This is a genomic window from Halococcus sp. PRR34 (genome assembly GCF_028617175.1).
In the GTDB taxonomy this organism is placed as follows: domain Archaea; phylum Halobacteriota; class Halobacteria; order Halobacteriales; family Halococcaceae; genus Halococcus; species Halococcus salifodinae.
In genome coordinates, this window is the sequence record NZ_JAQJDA010000019.1 from 20,527 (window position 1) to 33,417 (window position 12,891).

Consider the following 12,891-nt stretch of genomic DNA (forward strand, 5'->3'; position numbering starts at 1 on the left):
GTTTGTGTCGGGATTAGCTATAGCCAAGTCAGCTGTCCTCACCGAATTCCAATCGCCGAGTTCGATGGTGTTCGATTCAGGAGCGCACCGAGCGGGAGCCTTTTGCGCCACGCGATCCAACACGAGTCATGGCCCAGATCACAGAACAGTACGGCGAGTGGCCGCTCAAGCGACTCATGACCGAGGTCGTCGGCTCGGGACACAAGTCCGCCGACGACATGACGCGCGACCAGGCCAGCGAGGCGATGACGCGGATCCTCGATCACGAACCCGACCACACCACCCTCGGCGCGTTCTGGCTCGCGAACCGTTGGAAGCGCAACACCCCAGAGGAGCTCGCGGCGTACATCGACGTCATGGCCGAGGAGTCGGTGAACGTCGCCGCTCCCGACTGCGATCCCGTCGACTGCGGTGCGAACTACGATGGCAAGGGACGCTCCGCGATCCTCGGTGTCGGAGCGGGCGTGGTCGCTGCCGCCGCCGGCACCCCGGTCGTCGCCCACTCCGGCGACCGCGTCCCCACGCAGAAGCAGGACGCCTACAAGCACGTCCTCGACGCCTTGGAGATCCGGACCGAGATCGAACCCGACGAAAGCGCTGCGATGGTCGACGAAACCGGGTTCGGCTTCTACTACCAGCCGCAATTCAATCCGGGGATCGACGCGCTCGCCGATCGCCGCGACATGATGGGGGTGCGGACGTTCGTCAACACGATCGAGACGCTCGCGAACCCTGCCGGGGCCGACGTCCACCTCGGGAGTTTCTACCATCTGCCCTACGCGAAGCGGATCATCGACACCTTCGAAGCCAGCGAGCGCTACGACGTGCCCCGGGTCGTGATGTTCCAGGGGATGGAGGGGTACGACGACATCCGGCCGGGCTCGACGACGGTCGCCGTGGGCGAAGCCGGCGAGCTGGAGGACTTCACGATCGAGACCCCCGAGTACGGGATGGACTTCGACGAAGAGGATCTCGGGGTCGAGGACGTGGCCGCCGACTCCGCGGCGATTACCGAGGACGTACTCGCGGGCGAGCGCGAGGGAGCGTTCGCCGACGCCATCGCGCTCAACGGCGCGTTCCGGATCTACGCCCGCGAGGACTGTGAGTCGCTCGACGACGGCCTCGCGATGGCCCGCGACGCCATCGCCGACGGGAGCGCCGAAGCGGTCCTCGACGACCTCCGCGCGTTCTGAGACCGCCGGGGCTGTCGTCGAGTCCACGACCGGAACCCGTTCGTCAGACCAGCTTTCCGCCGGCCAACTGCCGATTTCGGAGCGATCAGAGTGCCTGGTCCGTGCCGAGCCCCGCTTCCCGTGCCGCCCCGTAGATCGCCGTGGCCGCGGCGACGTCGAACACCGCCGATCCGACGCTTTCGACCACGACGATCTCGTCGGCGGACTCCCGGCCTGCGTCGTCCTCGAACAGCGCCGCCATCGGGACGAGATCGGCGGCGGTCAGCGACGTCGCGGCGAGATCGCCGGTCGTCGCCGCCTCCTCGGGCACGTCCGCGAACACACGCGCCGCACGATCGAACACTCCTGGTTCGAGCTCCTGCATCCCCGACTCGTACGCCCCGATCGCCACCACGAGCGTTCCGGGTCCGAGCGCGTCGGCCGGGAACACCGGTTCGGTGCTCGTGGTCGCCGTCACGACCACGTCTTTGTCGCGAACGGCGTCGGCGGCCGATTCGACGGCCTCCGCCGGAATTCCCTCCTCGTCGAGCGCGTCGACGCACTCGTGTTTCGAGTCGCTCGGCGAGTAGATCGCGACGCTCTCGACGTCACACAGCGCGGCGATGGCCCTGGTCTGCCACCGCGCCTGCGCGCCCGCCCCGACGACGCCGATTCGAACCGGGTCGGTCGCGAGCTCGCGGGCGGCGAGGCCGCCGATGCAGCCGGTTCGTGCGTTGGTGATCCGCGTCCCGTCGAGGAAGGCGACGGCCTGGCCGGTGCGTGCGTCGGCGAGCACGATCTGGGCGTGGAGCGTCGGCAGCCCGCGGTCGGCGTTGCCCTCGTGGATGCTGGCGAGCTTCGTCGCGAAGTAGTCCTCGCCGTGAACGTACGCGGGCATCACGAGGCCCGTTCCGAGGGGGTCGTCGGAGTCGAGTCCTTCGCCGACCGGGTAGTGGGGTCGTTCCGGGCGTTCGACCGCCCCCGCGGCCTGCTTGACGAGCGCGTGCTCGACCTCACTGGCGAGCGATTCGAGGGCGAGCACCTCGTCGATCTCGGCGTCGGTGAGCACCAGGACCATGCGTTCGCCTCGCCAGCGACCGGGTTATGGGTTTCCCCGCTTCGGTGTGAGGGCGGGAACGGTCGTAGAAATATTCGAAAAGCGAAACGAACGGGTTTGTTGAGGTTCCTGAATGATGATTGGATTTTAAGTCATGCTGTATATAAGGGCCGTATACAACAAATAGCGTTTTCTAACGAACGTGTGACGATAGCAGAGAATCAAATATCTCTATCAGAGAACATTTCTGCATCCTCGTAGCCAAGCTCGTCGGTAACACGATAGTTCACATCTCTTTCTTTAACAATCGTGATGACCACTCGCTTGGCAGAGACATTTTCACCACCGTCAGTCGCAGCTGTTCGGTTAGGGACATCGTCACTGGAATTGGCTTCAAGTAATTGATTATAGTGTTGAGCGACCCATCGATCACCCCATAGACCGTAGAACACTTCTTTAAAGAAGTTTCGTGTCGCTCGATTTGAAAACTTCTTGCTCATTTCTGGTAGTGAAAGTTTAGTGTCAGCAAGACCGTCTGCTACGAGTTGGGATGCAGGGAAGAATCGATAGGTGTCATTGTAATAGATATTCGCAAAGCTGGCTGGAGTGTGTCCCTGCATTGTGTTGCATTGATCGACGAGTTTGGTTGTCGCACCTGATCGATTTGTCGCATTAGCATAGTACTTGGCCTGCGATAGAAATCCCCAGTCTGTGATTGCGGCTCTCGTCGCATACACAACCATAAATATAAAATCGGCTCCCACGACAGATTCAGCCCGTGGATTAATCTTAGAAAGTTCGTCAGCCGCGACGAGATGCTTCATCGAGGCGCTATTCAGTTTGCTAACTAGATTGTGGATGAATTCATCAGTAATATCTTCCTCATCCGATACGCCCAGGGTGGTGTCACGAGTAATTAGCGCCGCTTCTTGTGCTACTGCACCGAGATTTTCTGCCTCATCCAGCGAGAGCATATCTTCTCAGAAGCGGGCAAAATCCAAAACCGTTTATACTATTGCTCTCCAGTCGACTTCCGCTTAAGACTACGACACGAAGGTCAAAAAGAGAAAGAAAGGATTGCTCGAAACAGCCACTCAAGTGGAATATACACAACGGATATGTTTGAGCTACTTTCTTTCCAATAAAAACTACACAATTATTAAGCCACTTCCACCAATCATTGAGTGTCTTGACGGAGCCGAATGAACGATTCCTCGGAGAGGGCTCCGATGGGCACCGCTTCCGGCGTCGCCAGTAGACTTATTCCACCACGCGGCTCAGATTCGCCAGCATGAATGTGGTCGTCGTCGGGGGCGGCATCGTGGGGCTCTCGTCCGCGAACGCGCTCGCCGCGGCCGGTGCGGACGTGACCCTCTGTGAGAGCGGCTCGCTCGGAACGGGGAGCACCGCCCGCTCGGCGGGCGGGATCAGGACCCAGTTCTCGACGCCGGTCAACGTCCGCCTCTCGATCGAGAGCCTGCGGGTTTGGGAGGCGTTCGAGGCGAAGTTCGGCGTCGACATCGCCCACCGGCGGCCAGGCTACTGCTTCCTCGCCCGCACCCCCGAGACGGCCGATCGGTTCCGCGAGAACGTGGCGATGCAGCACGACCTCGGCGTGGACAGCGAGTTCCTCTCGCCCAGCGAGGCCGTCGAGCGCTGTCCGGGCCTTGATCCCGACGAGTTCGTCGGAGCGACCTACAACGCTGCCGACGGGTTCGCCGACCCGAACCTCGCCGTCCAGGGGTACGCGACGAGCGCTCGGGAGGCCGGCGTCGACGTCCGAACGGGGACGCCCGTCGTCGATCTCGTCACCGACGGCGGCCGGGTCACGGGCGTCGAAACCGACGCCGAACGGATCGACGCGGAGTTCGTGGTCAACGCTGCGGGCGCGTGGGCGGCGACCGTCGCCGACCTGGCGGGGATCGACCTCCCGATTCACCCGCGCCGCCGCCAGATCGCGGTCGTCGATCCCAGCCGCCCGGTGTCGGCGGATGTCCCGCTGACGATCGATCTGGAGGAGGGGTCGTACTTCCGCCCCGAACGGGACGGGGCCGCGCTCGTCGGTGGCCACTTCGCCGAGACCGGGTCCGACGTCGATCCGAGCGCCTACTCGGACTCGATGGATCTCGACTGGGCGGCCACGGCGGTCGAACGCGCGGCGGCGTACACGAGCTACTTCGACGGCGATTCGCGCATCCGCCGTGGGTGGGCGGGGCTGTACGCCGTGACGCCGGATCACCACCCCATCCTCGAAGAAACGGTACCTGGCCTGGTCACCGCGGCGGGGTTCTCGGGCCACGGGTTCCAGCACGCGCCAGCCACCGGACGGCTGGTGGCCGAACTCTGCACCGACGGCGAGGCGTCGCTGGTCGACGTCGAGCCGCTGTCGAGTCGCCGGTTCGAGGACGACGGCGACGAACTCGTCGAGCGAAACGTCGCGTGACGCCGGCGACGGTGCGTCGATCGTCGTTCTGGCTCCGGCGGTCGCCACGTTGCACGGAACGGACGGGAGCGATCGGTCACCAGCACCCTTTTCCGCCGGCTCGTCGTTCGAGCGGGTATGACGGACGCAACGCTGCACACCAATCGAGGCCACATCGAGGTCGAACTCCACGACGAGCGCGCACCGCGCACGGTCGAGAACTTCGTCGGGCTCGCGACCGGCGAGCAGGAGTGGGAAGACGACGGCGAAACGGTCGAGGAACCCCTCTACGACGACGTGGCCTTCCACCGCGTGATCGAGGGGTTCATGATTCAGGGCGGCGACCCCGACGAATCGGGTCGCGGCGGACCTGGCTACCAGTTCGACGACGAGTTCCACGACGAGCTGCGCCACGACTCGGCGGGCACGCTCTCGATGGCGAACTCCGGGCCCGACACCAATGGCTCGCAGTTCTTCATCACCCTTGACGCCCAGTCCCACCTCGACGACCGCCACGCGGTGTTCGGCGAGGTCACCGACGGGATGGACGTCGTCCGCGAACTCGGCTCGGTCTCGACCGACGCGAACGACCAGCCCCAGGAGGAGGTCGTTCTCGAATCGGTCGAGATCCACGACTGAGACCGGAAACGACACCGAGCGAAACACTGATTGCGAGTCGGGCGAGTACGCGTGCGTATGGTCGACGATACCACGACGCGCTGTCTGAAGTGTGGATTCGAAGCCACAGGGATAAACCAGTGGAATTCGGTCGACGCGCCACCGTTGGGCGCACTCACGCAGTGTCCCGAGTGCGGGAGTACCGATATCTACACGCGCTCGTGACACCGGGAGAGCCGAGCTGTGGTTCGTCTCGACGGGCCCGACGGCTGCCAGCCGAACGGTACACGGAAACCGATCGAGGCCCGACCTTGTGGTATGGCCGACGAACCCGTCGATCCGAGCGACATCGGCGAGCGCGACGCGCCGCCGATCGCCGAGAAACCCTACAAGATCATCTTCGAGGCGAACAAATGTATCGCGGCGGGCAAATGTGCCGAGGTGTCGGACAACTGGTCGATGAACCTCACGAGCGGGATCGCCCAGCCCGAATCGTACTTCATCGGCGAGGACGACCTCGCAGCGAACGTCGAGGCGGCCGAGGTCTGTCCCGCGAAGAAAGACAGAGGTGTGATCCACGTGGTCGACCGTCGCACGGACGAGGAGATCGCGCCCGATCTCGAGGGCGACGGCACGCTCTCGGTCGATTGGTAACCGAGACCGAAACCGACTTTCCTTCGAGCGCGTAGGGGCGAACGCGCGAGGGTGGCCGAGTCTGGCCAAAGGCGTCGGGCTTAAGACCCGATCTCTTAGGAGTTCGTGCGTTCAAATCGCATCCCTCGCACGTTTCGCCGGATCGCCGAACAGCGACGATTTTATCACGATTCCCCATGAGCACCCGGACGATGGACTCCGACCTCCTCGCCGACGGGCCGGCCGACCGCCTCGTTCGGGTCGCCCGGACCGCGACCGGCGACAGCCTCCGCTCGGTCACGTACTTCACGCGGAGCGACTACGACCAGCTCTACCTCCGGGACGATCTCGAACAGGACGCCGATCTGATGAGCTTCATCGGCCACGAGTGGCACGACTTCAAGAACACCCGCAACGCCTATCAGAACTCCGAGCTCGGGACCTACCGCCACACCATCCGGACCTTCGAGAACGGTTTTCTCCTCCGGATCACCACCGAGCGCGACGGCGTGTTCGTGACCACCGACGGGCTGACGATGCAGGACTTCGAGGCGGTTGCGAACGCGGTCACCACCGTTTTAGAGGACCGAACCGAGTAGTTCCGCGAGCGGGTGACGACGCGCTTTTGCCCGCGAAGGGCGAACCGACCACATGACCCACAACGCGCCCAGAACCGACGGGTTCGACAGTCATAGGGCGTTCGAGCCGATCGACGACGGGTTCGCGCTCACCACCATCCCGTTCGACAGCCGCGCCGAGGCTACTGAGTCGGGCTATCGTATCACGATCCACGTCCCGACGCTCGACGCCGCTGCCGGGGAGTCGATCGCGGAGGCGCTGCGGGAGGGCTGGTTCGAGACGTTCGAGCGGCGACTCGCCGATGCCGGCGGCGTGACGCGCGGGGCGATCGACGTACCGGCACCGACCGTCGAACGCGACGCCGGCACAGTGAGGGTCGAGTTCGCGTTCGAGCACGACGATCCTGCGGGGGCGGCCGACGCCGCGAAGGCGCTGGCGGAGTACGTCGAAGGGACCTACGTCGAGGGTATCGTCCCCGGCTACACCTACGAGCCGCCCGTCGCCGATCTGCTCTCCCGAGCGCGTCAGCAGGGCGACGAGGGCGACGGAGAAGGGTCGAGCGGCGCGATGCCGCTCTGAGAGCGAGGAGAGAGAAGACTCAGGCCTCGCCGGCCGCACGGCTCGTGTCGCCGGCGATGATCCGACGAACGTCGCCGAGCACGTCGAAGTCCGCGAGCGCCACCACCCGATCGCCCTCTTCGAGCGAGTCGTCGGCGTGGGGCAGCCCGAGCGCCGCCCCTTCCTTGCCGAACGCCAACAGCCGGGCGTCGCCGGGGAGTTCGAGTTCGCTCAGGGTGTACCCCCGGGTCGGCGACTCGGGCGTGATGGTAAACTCCACGAGCTGGAGGTGATGGGCGATGTCGGCGATCGCGCGGATCGTTCCCCCCAAGAGAGCGTTTTTCGCGCCGATCGCGCCGAGGCGCTCGGGGTAGACCACTTCGTCGACCTCCGCGGCGTACTTCCGGTAGATTCCCTCGTACTCGTCGTTGTCGATGCGCATTACGGTACGACAGCCTCTCGACTTCCCGATCAGACACGCCATGATGTTGGTGGTCACGTCGCCGGTCAGCGCCCCCACCGCGTCGGCCTCCTCGATGCCCGCGTCGACGAGGTCGTCCTCGCTGCCGCCGTCGCCGTCGAGGATGTCGACGATTTCGAGGCGTTCGCCCCAGAGCTGTTCGAGCTGGTCGGGATCGTTCTCGACCACGGTTCCTTCGTGGCCCTCCTCGGCGAGCACTCTCGCTGTTCGGAGCCCGACCCGGCCGGCACCCACGATGACGAATCGCATACCTCCTGTACACCGAGGACTACCAATAACCTTACTCCGTTCCCGCAGTCTCGACGGCGGACTGTCCCGGCTCCTCAGTCGTCGCCCGCGATCGATGCACGTTGTCGCTCGAGTTCGGGCGTCGGCTCGGCATAGACGTGCTCGAACAGTTCGTCGCTTGCGGGGTCGGGGATCGCCTCGGCGGTCTCGACCGCGTCCGCGAGTTCGTCGTCGGCGTCTTCTTCGCATTGCTCGACGAACGTCTCGTCGATTACGTCACGGTCGGTGAGATACTCGGTGAATCGCTCGACGGGGTCGCTGGTGCGCCACGCGGGGAGATCGGGATCGTCGTCACGGTAGCGGCTCGGATCGTCGCTCGTGGTGTGGGCTCCCCGACGGTAGGTCAGGCTCTCGACGAGCACCGGCTCGCCGTCGCGAGCGCGATCGAGGGCGATCTCGACTGCCTCCCGTACCGCGAGCGGGTCCATCCCGTCGACTTGTGCGCCCTCGAACCCGTACGCTTCGGCCTTCTCGGCGATACTCGGGCTCGCGGTCTGGCGTTCCCGAGGAAGGGAGATCGCCCAGCCGTTGTTCTCACAGAGGAAGACGACCGGCGCGTCGAACACGCCCGCGAAGTTCATCGCCTCGTGGAAGTCGCCCTCCGACGTCGCGCCGTCGCCGAAATCACAGACGATCGCGTGGTCTTCGTCCTGGTGGTCGGCGGCCATTCCCGCGCCGACGGCGTGAGGGAGCTGGGTCGCGATCGGGACTGCCTGTGGGAAGATCGGGAGATCGTGATCGGAGTTGAACTCGGGATGACCACGCCGGAAGGCGAGCAGATCGCTCATCGGGACGCCGCGGGCGATCTGCATCGCGTTCGAGCGGTAGGTGGGGAACAGCCAGTCGTCGGCCGCCAGCGCGTGGGCCGTCCCGACTTGGGTGGCCTCCTGGCCCGCAAAGGGTGGATAGCCGCTCATCCAGCCGCGGCGCTGGAGCGCCACGGCGCGCTCGTCGAACCGCCGCGCGCGGATCATGTCCCGGAGCAGGTCGCGCGCATCGTCGGCGTCGAACTGGGTCGCTTCGAGGTCGCGCTCGCCGATGACCCGGTGCATATCTGCTCTCCCACGGGCCCGCCCGAAAGCCGTTCCGATACGCCGAAGTCCCGCGGGCCCCGAGGGGCGATATGGTCTCGGTTGCCGACCTCGTCGGGCTCGCCGTGGTCGTCGGCGTCAACGCCGTCATCGCCGCGCTCGCCACGCGTTTCATCCGCGTCCGGCTCGACACCCAGTGGGGCGTCGCGCTCTACATCGCCCTGCTCGTGCCGACAGTGTTGTTCGTGACGACGCTCGTCGCGACTGGCCCCGTCGGACTCGGACCGGACCTCGGTGGCGCAACGGCGGTGCTCGGTGTCGCGGTCGCGCTGCCGTTCGCGCTCGGCGTCGCGTTCGATTACTTCTGGATGCCGGCCCCCGAGGAAGTCGAACTCCCCGACACGCTCCGGGAATCCTGAGTTCGCCGCCACAGCCACCACAGCTACCACGGCCGCTACAGACACTACAGTCACCACAGCCACCGCTTCACCGCACGGCCAAAGATTGTGGTGTGTTCACGATCTCCACTCGAAACGGGCGGGCCGAACCACGACAACTCGAAGCGAATTTTTAACCGAGATCGTCGTCTGGACACGGCCATGGGGAGTGCATGCGTTATCAGGGGTGAGATTCCGGCCGACGAGTTCGCGCTCTACGAGGCGCTCTCGTCGTCGCCCGACATCGAGTTCGAGGTCGAACGGATCATCGAGACTGGAACGGATGCCGCAATGCCACTCGTGTGGGTCCGGGGGGCCGACCACGAGGCCGTTGCGGACGTCTTCGAGAACGATCCGAGTGTGCAGGAGATCGAACTCCTCTCGGAGTTCGACAACGAACAGCTCTACCGGATGGAGTGGGTCACCGAGGTCGATCTCGTTCTCCAGATGCTCACGAACTCCGAGGCGACCATCACCGACGCGTACGGCACCGACGGCCGGTGGCATCTTCGGGTGCTCTATCCCGACCGCGAGTCGTTGACGAAGACGACCGAGTTCCGCGATGAGCAGGGGTTGACGTTCGATATCACCGCGATCCGTGAGCTGGAGGGCGAGCCCGCCGGTCGGTACGGCCTGACGACCGAACAGTTCGAGGCGCTCGAAGCCGCGCTCCAAGCGGGCTACTACGAGGTCCCGCGCGACATCGATCAGAACGATCTCGCCGAGAAGCTCGGGATCTCCCATCAGGCGCTCTCCGAACGCCTCCGGCGCGCGACCGGCGCGCTCGTCGAGGACGCGCTGCTGGTCGGGGCCGTCCCGGATCACGATGGGAAGTCCTGAGAACGGGATCTTCCCGCTCGTTCACGAGCGACCGTACCGTGGAACTGTGCTTTCATTCGCAACCTCAACGGATACAAACCACTCGCCGAGTAGTACCGACAATGAGTCTGATCGGCGCGTTGCCGCCCGCTCCGCTGGAGCAAGCGGATGCAGAGGCGATACGCGCCCGCAACGATGTGGATGCGCTCATCGTGCTCGGGACTTCCTCGATGTACGCCCGCCGGAGTCGGTACGACGACCCCGCAACCGAGGCCGTTGCGCTCGTCGACGGTGACGTGTGCGGCTTCTCGTACGACGACTCCGGCTGGTCTCGGGAACTCCTTCGCCGCGACGCCGATCCACACGAGCATCTCGAAGCCACGCTTCAGTGGTCCTCAGGGTAACGTCGTCGGCGTGTATCGGCAGCGATGGAGTCGTCGGACGGGAAACCGGGCGACGACCGACTCGATGAGCTACTCGGTAGCCGTATCGAGCAGCCGCTCGACCGTCGATTCGGCCGCTTCGATCACCGTCTCGGGCGACTGGGTCGCGTCGACTCGCACGAACCGCTCGGGTTCGTACTCGATGAGTTGCTCGTAGTTCGTCCGGACCCGGTCGAGATACTCCGCCTGCTCGAACTTGTTGGTCGCGCCGCTTCGCGCTGCCCCCTGCTCGGGATCGAGGTCGAGATAGATCGTCGCGTCCGGCGGGCGCGTCCACGGCTGGTGAACGCCACGAACGTACTCCATCGGGCGTTTCACCCGCCCGTCGAGCGCCGCGCCCTGGTAGGCGTACCGCGAGTCGGAGTACCGATCCGCAATCACGACGTCGCCGGCGTCGAGTGCGGGGCGCACAGTAGAGGAGAGGTGGGCGGCGTGGTCAGCCGTATACAGAAAGAGTTCGGCGAGCGGGTCGGCGTCGGGATCGTTGATCGAGCGCGCGACCGCCTCGCCGTACCACGAGTCGGTCGGCTCGCGGGTGAAGGTGGCGTCGACGGTGTCGTGAAGCGCCTCCCAGACCGTGGTCTTTCCGCTGCCGTCGATGCCTTCGAGCGTGATGAGCATACCGCGACTTCGCCCGCCGACGGGTAAGCCTTCCCTGCCGGTGACGGTGGTTTTAGGTTAGCTCCCCGAGTAATCAGAATATGGACGTGCTCGTGACCGGTGGCGACGGCTTCGTCGGACGGAATCTGTGTGACGAACTGGCGGAACGCGGCCACGACGTGACGGCGCTCTCGCGCGATCCCGATCCCTCGGTGTTCGAGGCGGACGTCGACACCGCGATCGGCGACGTGACCGCCTACGACTCGATGGAAGGGGCGTTCGCGGGCCAGGATTCGGTCGTCAATCTCGTCGCGCTCTCGCCGCTCTTCCAGCCCTCGGGCGGCGACGAGCAGCACTTCGAGATCCATCTCGGCGGCACCGAGAACGCGGTTCGGGCGGCCGAGGAACACGGTGTCGAGCGGTTCGTCCAGATGAGCGCGCTCGGAGCCGATCCTCGGGGACCGACGGCGTACATCCGGTCGAAAGGTGAGGCCGAGGGAGTGGTCCGTGACTCGGCGCTCGACTGGACGATCGTCCGGCCATCGGTGGTGTTCGGCGACGGCGGCGAGTTCGTTCCGTTCACGAAGAAACTCACGACACCGTATCTCGCGGCGCTGCCCCGCGGCGGTCGCACCCGGTTCCAGCCGATCTGGATCGGCGATCTCACGCCGATGCTCGCCGATACCGTCACCGAGGATGGCCACACCGGCGAAACCTACGAGATCGGCGGGCCGGCGACCCTGACGCTCGCCGACGTCGCCAAACTCGCCTACCGGGCGGAGGGGAAGTCGGTCTCGATCGCCCCGGTGCCGATGGCGCTCACGAAGCTCGGGATGGGGCTCGCCGACCCGCTGCCGGTGGTCCCGTTCGGCTCGGACCAGGCGCGCTCGCTCGAAATGGACAACACGGTCGCCGACAACGACGTCACCGCGTTCGGTCGTGACATGGGCGATCTGCGCTCGCTCGCCGACTACCTCGGCGTGGCGTAACTCACCGCTCCGTCGCCAGCAGCGCCGCCGACGGAACTCTCTTTCCCCGCCGACCGGCACCCATTTGACGCCGAACGGCCGAGCATGGCGCATGCGCGTCGTCGTCCCGTTCGCGGCCGAACAGCCGAAGACCCGGCTCGCGGACGTGTTCACGCCTGCCGAGCGCCGCGAGTTCGCCCGCGTCATGCTGGACGACGTACTCCGTGCGCTCCGCGAGGCCGGCCACACGCCCGAAGTGCTCACGACGGCCGGGATCGACGTGGACGCACCCACGATCGTCGACGATCGTCCGTTGAGCACGGCCGTCGATGCGGTGCTGGCGGCGGGAACGCCGGTCGCAGTGGTGATGGCGGATCTCCCGCTCGCAACTCCGGACGCGCTCACGCGGCTGTTCGCGCCCGACGCCGACGTGGTGCTCGCACCCGGTCGGGGCGGCGGAACGAACGCGTTCGTGACGCGTCATCCCGAGTTCCGGGTCGACTACCACGGCGCGTCGTACCGCGATCACCGCGAACGCGCCCGTGAGGTCGGTGCGAGCCTTGCGACGGTCGATTCCCACCGGCTCGCGACCGATGTCGACGAGTCCGCGGACCTCGCGGAAGTGCTGCTCCACGGAACAGGGGAAACGCGTCGGTGGCTCGAAAGGCAAGACGTTCGACTCGACACGAGCGGGGACGATCGCGTCGATATCCGACGGGACGGTACGACCGCTGTGCAGCGGGATGAGGGGCCAGAGACGGGCTGAATCGGGTGAGAGTTGGGAC

At 65.4% G+C, this 12,891-nt stretch carries 17 protein-coding genes and 1 tRNA gene; 13 read left to right on the top strand and 5 right to left on the bottom strand.

Features of this window, described 5'->3' with window-relative positions:
* Positions 1 to 128: 128 nt before the first annotated feature.
* Positions 129 to 1,193, top strand: coding sequence for an anthranilate phosphoribosyltransferase (locus PHA81_RS16955; RefSeq protein ID WP_005039308.1), 1,065 nt, complete (start codon positions 129 to 131; stop codon positions 1,191 to 1,193).
* 85 nt (positions 1,194 to 1,278) lie between these two features.
* Here PHA81_RS16955 and PHA81_RS16960 read toward each other — a convergent pair whose 3' ends face one another.
* Both PHA81_RS16960 and PHA81_RS16965 read right to left on the bottom strand, forming a co-directional pair.
* Complete coding sequence (locus tag PHA81_RS16960) at positions 1,279 to 2,250, bottom strand: ornithine cyclodeaminase family protein (protein ID WP_005039306.1); 972 nt, start codon at positions 2,248 to 2,250, stop codon at positions 1,279 to 1,281.
* A gap of 200 nt (positions 2,251 to 2,450) precedes the next feature.
* Positions 2,451 to 3,203: a hypothetical protein gene (locus PHA81_RS16965; protein WP_005039304.1), complete on the bottom strand. Its 753-nt coding sequence runs from the start codon at positions 3,201 to 3,203 to the stop codon at positions 2,451 to 2,453.
* 317 nt (positions 3,204 to 3,520) lie between these two features.
* Here PHA81_RS16965 and PHA81_RS16970 point away from each other — a divergent pair, with 317 nt between their 5' ends.
* The 7 genes from PHA81_RS16970 (at position 3,521) to PHA81_RS17000 (ending at position 7,060) form a co-directional block, all read left to right on the top strand.
* Positions 3,521 to 4,672, top strand: a complete 1,152-nt coding sequence (locus tag PHA81_RS16970) for an FAD-dependent oxidoreductase (protein ID WP_005039302.1) — start codon at positions 3,521 to 3,523, stop codon at positions 4,670 to 4,672.
* Between the two features lie 117 nt (positions 4,673 to 4,789).
* Positions 4,790 to 5,290, top strand: coding sequence for a peptidylprolyl isomerase (locus PHA81_RS16975; RefSeq protein ID WP_005039300.1), 501 nt, complete (start codon positions 4,790 to 4,792; stop codon positions 5,288 to 5,290).
* A 57-nt stretch (positions 5,291 to 5,347) separates the two neighbouring features.
* Positions 5,348 to 5,494 (top strand): hypothetical protein, encoded by a 147-nt coding sequence (locus PHA81_RS16980; RefSeq protein WP_005039298.1) that lies wholly within the window; start codon positions 5,348 to 5,350, stop codon positions 5,492 to 5,494.
* A gap of 93 nt (positions 5,495 to 5,587) precedes the next feature.
* A complete protein-coding gene (locus PHA81_RS16985; protein ID WP_005039296.1) occupies positions 5,588 to 5,923 on the top strand; it encodes a ferredoxin in 336 nt (111 codons plus the stop codon).
* 45 nt (positions 5,924 to 5,968) lie between these two features.
* A tRNA-Leu gene (locus PHA81_RS16990) sits at positions 5,969 to 6,053 on the top strand.
* Between the two features lie 61 nt (positions 6,054 to 6,114).
* Positions 6,115 to 6,501 (top strand): hypothetical protein, encoded by a 387-nt coding sequence (locus PHA81_RS16995; RefSeq protein ID WP_206536821.1) that lies wholly within the window; start codon positions 6,115 to 6,117, stop codon positions 6,499 to 6,501.
* Positions 6,502 to 6,553: 52 nt separating this feature from the next.
* A complete protein-coding gene (locus PHA81_RS17000; protein ID WP_005039292.1) occupies positions 6,554 to 7,060 on the top strand; it encodes a DUF5813 family protein in 507 nt (168 codons plus the stop codon).
* Between the two features lie 19 nt (positions 7,061 to 7,079).
* On the opposite strand, the gene PHA81_RS17005 is transcribed toward PHA81_RS17000, so the two are convergent.
* Entirely contained in the window at positions 7,080 to 7,769 is a 690-nt protein-coding gene (locus tag PHA81_RS17005; RefSeq protein WP_005039290.1) for a TrkA family potassium uptake protein, read from the bottom strand.
* A 74-nt stretch (positions 7,770 to 7,843) separates the two neighbouring features.
* Positions 7,844 to 8,860 carry a thiamine pyrophosphate-dependent dehydrogenase E1 component subunit alpha gene (locus tag PHA81_RS17010; protein ID WP_005039287.1) on the bottom strand — a complete coding sequence of 339 codons (1,017 nt, stop codon included), beginning with the start codon at positions 8,858 to 8,860 and terminating at the stop codon, positions 7,844 to 7,846.
* A 71-nt stretch (positions 8,861 to 8,931) separates the two neighbouring features.
* On the opposite strand from PHA81_RS17010, the gene PHA81_RS17015 reads away from it, so the two are divergent.
* The 3 genes from PHA81_RS17015 to PHA81_RS17025 all read left to right on the top strand — a co-directional run bounded on the left by PHA81_RS17015 (position 8,932) and on the right by PHA81_RS17025 (position 10,499).
* On the top strand, positions 8,932 to 9,258 hold the full coding sequence (locus PHA81_RS17015) for a hypothetical protein (protein WP_005039284.1): 327 nt from the start codon (positions 8,932 to 8,934) through the stop codon (positions 9,256 to 9,258).
* A 180-nt stretch (positions 9,259 to 9,438) separates the two neighbouring features.
* The gene (locus PHA81_RS17020) at positions 9,439 to 10,116 is read left to right on the top strand and encodes a helix-turn-helix domain-containing protein (protein ID WP_005039281.1); all 678 of its coding nucleotides are present in this window, start codon (positions 9,439 to 9,441) and stop codon (positions 10,114 to 10,116) included.
* Positions 10,117 to 10,217: 101 nt separating this feature from the next.
* The gene (locus PHA81_RS17025) at positions 10,218 to 10,499 is read left to right on the top strand and encodes a hypothetical protein (protein WP_005039279.1); all 282 of its coding nucleotides are present in this window, start codon (positions 10,218 to 10,220) and stop codon (positions 10,497 to 10,499) included.
* Positions 10,500 to 10,568: 69 nt separating this feature from the next.
* Here PHA81_RS17025 and tmk read toward each other — a convergent pair whose 3' ends face one another.
* On the bottom strand, positions 10,569 to 11,159 hold the full coding sequence (tmk, locus tag PHA81_RS17030; RefSeq protein ID WP_005039276.1) for a dTMP kinase: 591 nt from the start codon (positions 11,157 to 11,159) through the stop codon (positions 10,569 to 10,571).
* Between the two features lie 80 nt (positions 11,160 to 11,239).
* Between tmk and PHA81_RS17035 the strand changes: the two genes are divergently transcribed.
* Both PHA81_RS17035 and cofC read left to right on the top strand, forming a co-directional pair.
* Positions 11,240 to 12,127, top strand: a complete 888-nt coding sequence (locus PHA81_RS17035) for a complex I NDUFA9 subunit family protein (RefSeq protein WP_005039273.1) — start codon at positions 11,240 to 11,242, stop codon at positions 12,125 to 12,127.
* A 91-nt stretch (positions 12,128 to 12,218) separates the two neighbouring features.
* A complete protein-coding gene (gene cofC / locus PHA81_RS17040; protein ID WP_005039271.1) occupies positions 12,219 to 12,872 on the top strand; it encodes a 2-phospho-L-lactate guanylyltransferase in 654 nt (217 codons plus the stop codon).
* Positions 12,873 to 12,891: the final 19 nt, after the last annotated feature.

Excerpts from the sequence above, each read along its gene's own strand:
- PHA81_RS16955 (WP_005039308.1), top strand. The coding sequence starts at position 129 with ATGGCCCAGATCACAGAACAGTACGGCGAGTGGCCGCTCAAGCGACTC.
- PHA81_RS16960 (WP_005039306.1), bottom strand. The coding sequence starts at position 2,250 with ATGGTCCTGGTGCTCACCGACGCCGAGATCGACGAGGTGCTCGCCCTC.
- PHA81_RS16965 (WP_005039304.1), bottom strand. The coding sequence starts at position 3,203 with ATGCTCTCGCTGGATGAGGCAGAAAATCTCGGTGCAGTAGCACAAGAA.
- PHA81_RS16970 (WP_005039302.1), top strand. The coding sequence starts at position 3,521 with ATGAATGTGGTCGTCGTCGGGGGCGGCATCGTGGGGCTCTCGTCCGCG.
- PHA81_RS16975 (WP_005039300.1), top strand. The coding sequence starts at position 4,790 with ATGACGGACGCAACGCTGCACACCAATCGAGGCCACATCGAGGTCGAA.
- PHA81_RS16980 (WP_005039298.1), top strand. The coding sequence starts at position 5,348 with ATGGTCGACGATACCACGACGCGCTGTCTGAAGTGTGGATTCGAAGCC.
- PHA81_RS16985 (WP_005039296.1), top strand. The coding sequence starts at position 5,588 with ATGGCCGACGAACCCGTCGATCCGAGCGACATCGGCGAGCGCGACGCG.
- PHA81_RS16995 (WP_206536821.1), top strand. The coding sequence starts at position 6,115 with ATGGACTCCGACCTCCTCGCCGACGGGCCGGCCGACCGCCTCGTTCGG.
- PHA81_RS17000 (WP_005039292.1), top strand. The coding sequence starts at position 6,554 with ATGACCCACAACGCGCCCAGAACCGACGGGTTCGACAGTCATAGGGCG.
- PHA81_RS17005 (WP_005039290.1), bottom strand. The coding sequence starts at position 7,769 with ATGCGATTCGTCATCGTGGGTGCCGGCCGGGTCGGGCTCCGAACAGCG.
- PHA81_RS17010 (WP_005039287.1), bottom strand. The coding sequence starts at position 8,860 with ATGCACCGGGTCATCGGCGAGCGCGACCTCGAAGCGACCCAGTTCGAC.
- PHA81_RS17015 (WP_005039284.1), top strand. The coding sequence starts at position 8,932 with ATGGTCTCGGTTGCCGACCTCGTCGGGCTCGCCGTGGTCGTCGGCGTC.
- PHA81_RS17020 (WP_005039281.1), top strand. The coding sequence starts at position 9,439 with ATGGGGAGTGCATGCGTTATCAGGGGTGAGATTCCGGCCGACGAGTTC.
- PHA81_RS17025 (WP_005039279.1), top strand. The coding sequence starts at position 10,218 with ATGAGTCTGATCGGCGCGTTGCCGCCCGCTCCGCTGGAGCAAGCGGAT.
- tmk (WP_005039276.1), bottom strand. The coding sequence starts at position 11,159 with ATGCTCATCACGCTCGAAGGCATCGACGGCAGCGGAAAGACCACGGTC.
- PHA81_RS17035 (WP_005039273.1), top strand. The coding sequence starts at position 11,240 with ATGGACGTGCTCGTGACCGGTGGCGACGGCTTCGTCGGACGGAATCTG.
- cofC (WP_005039271.1), top strand. The coding sequence starts at position 12,219 with ATGCGCGTCGTCGTCCCGTTCGCGGCCGAACAGCCGAAGACCCGGCTC.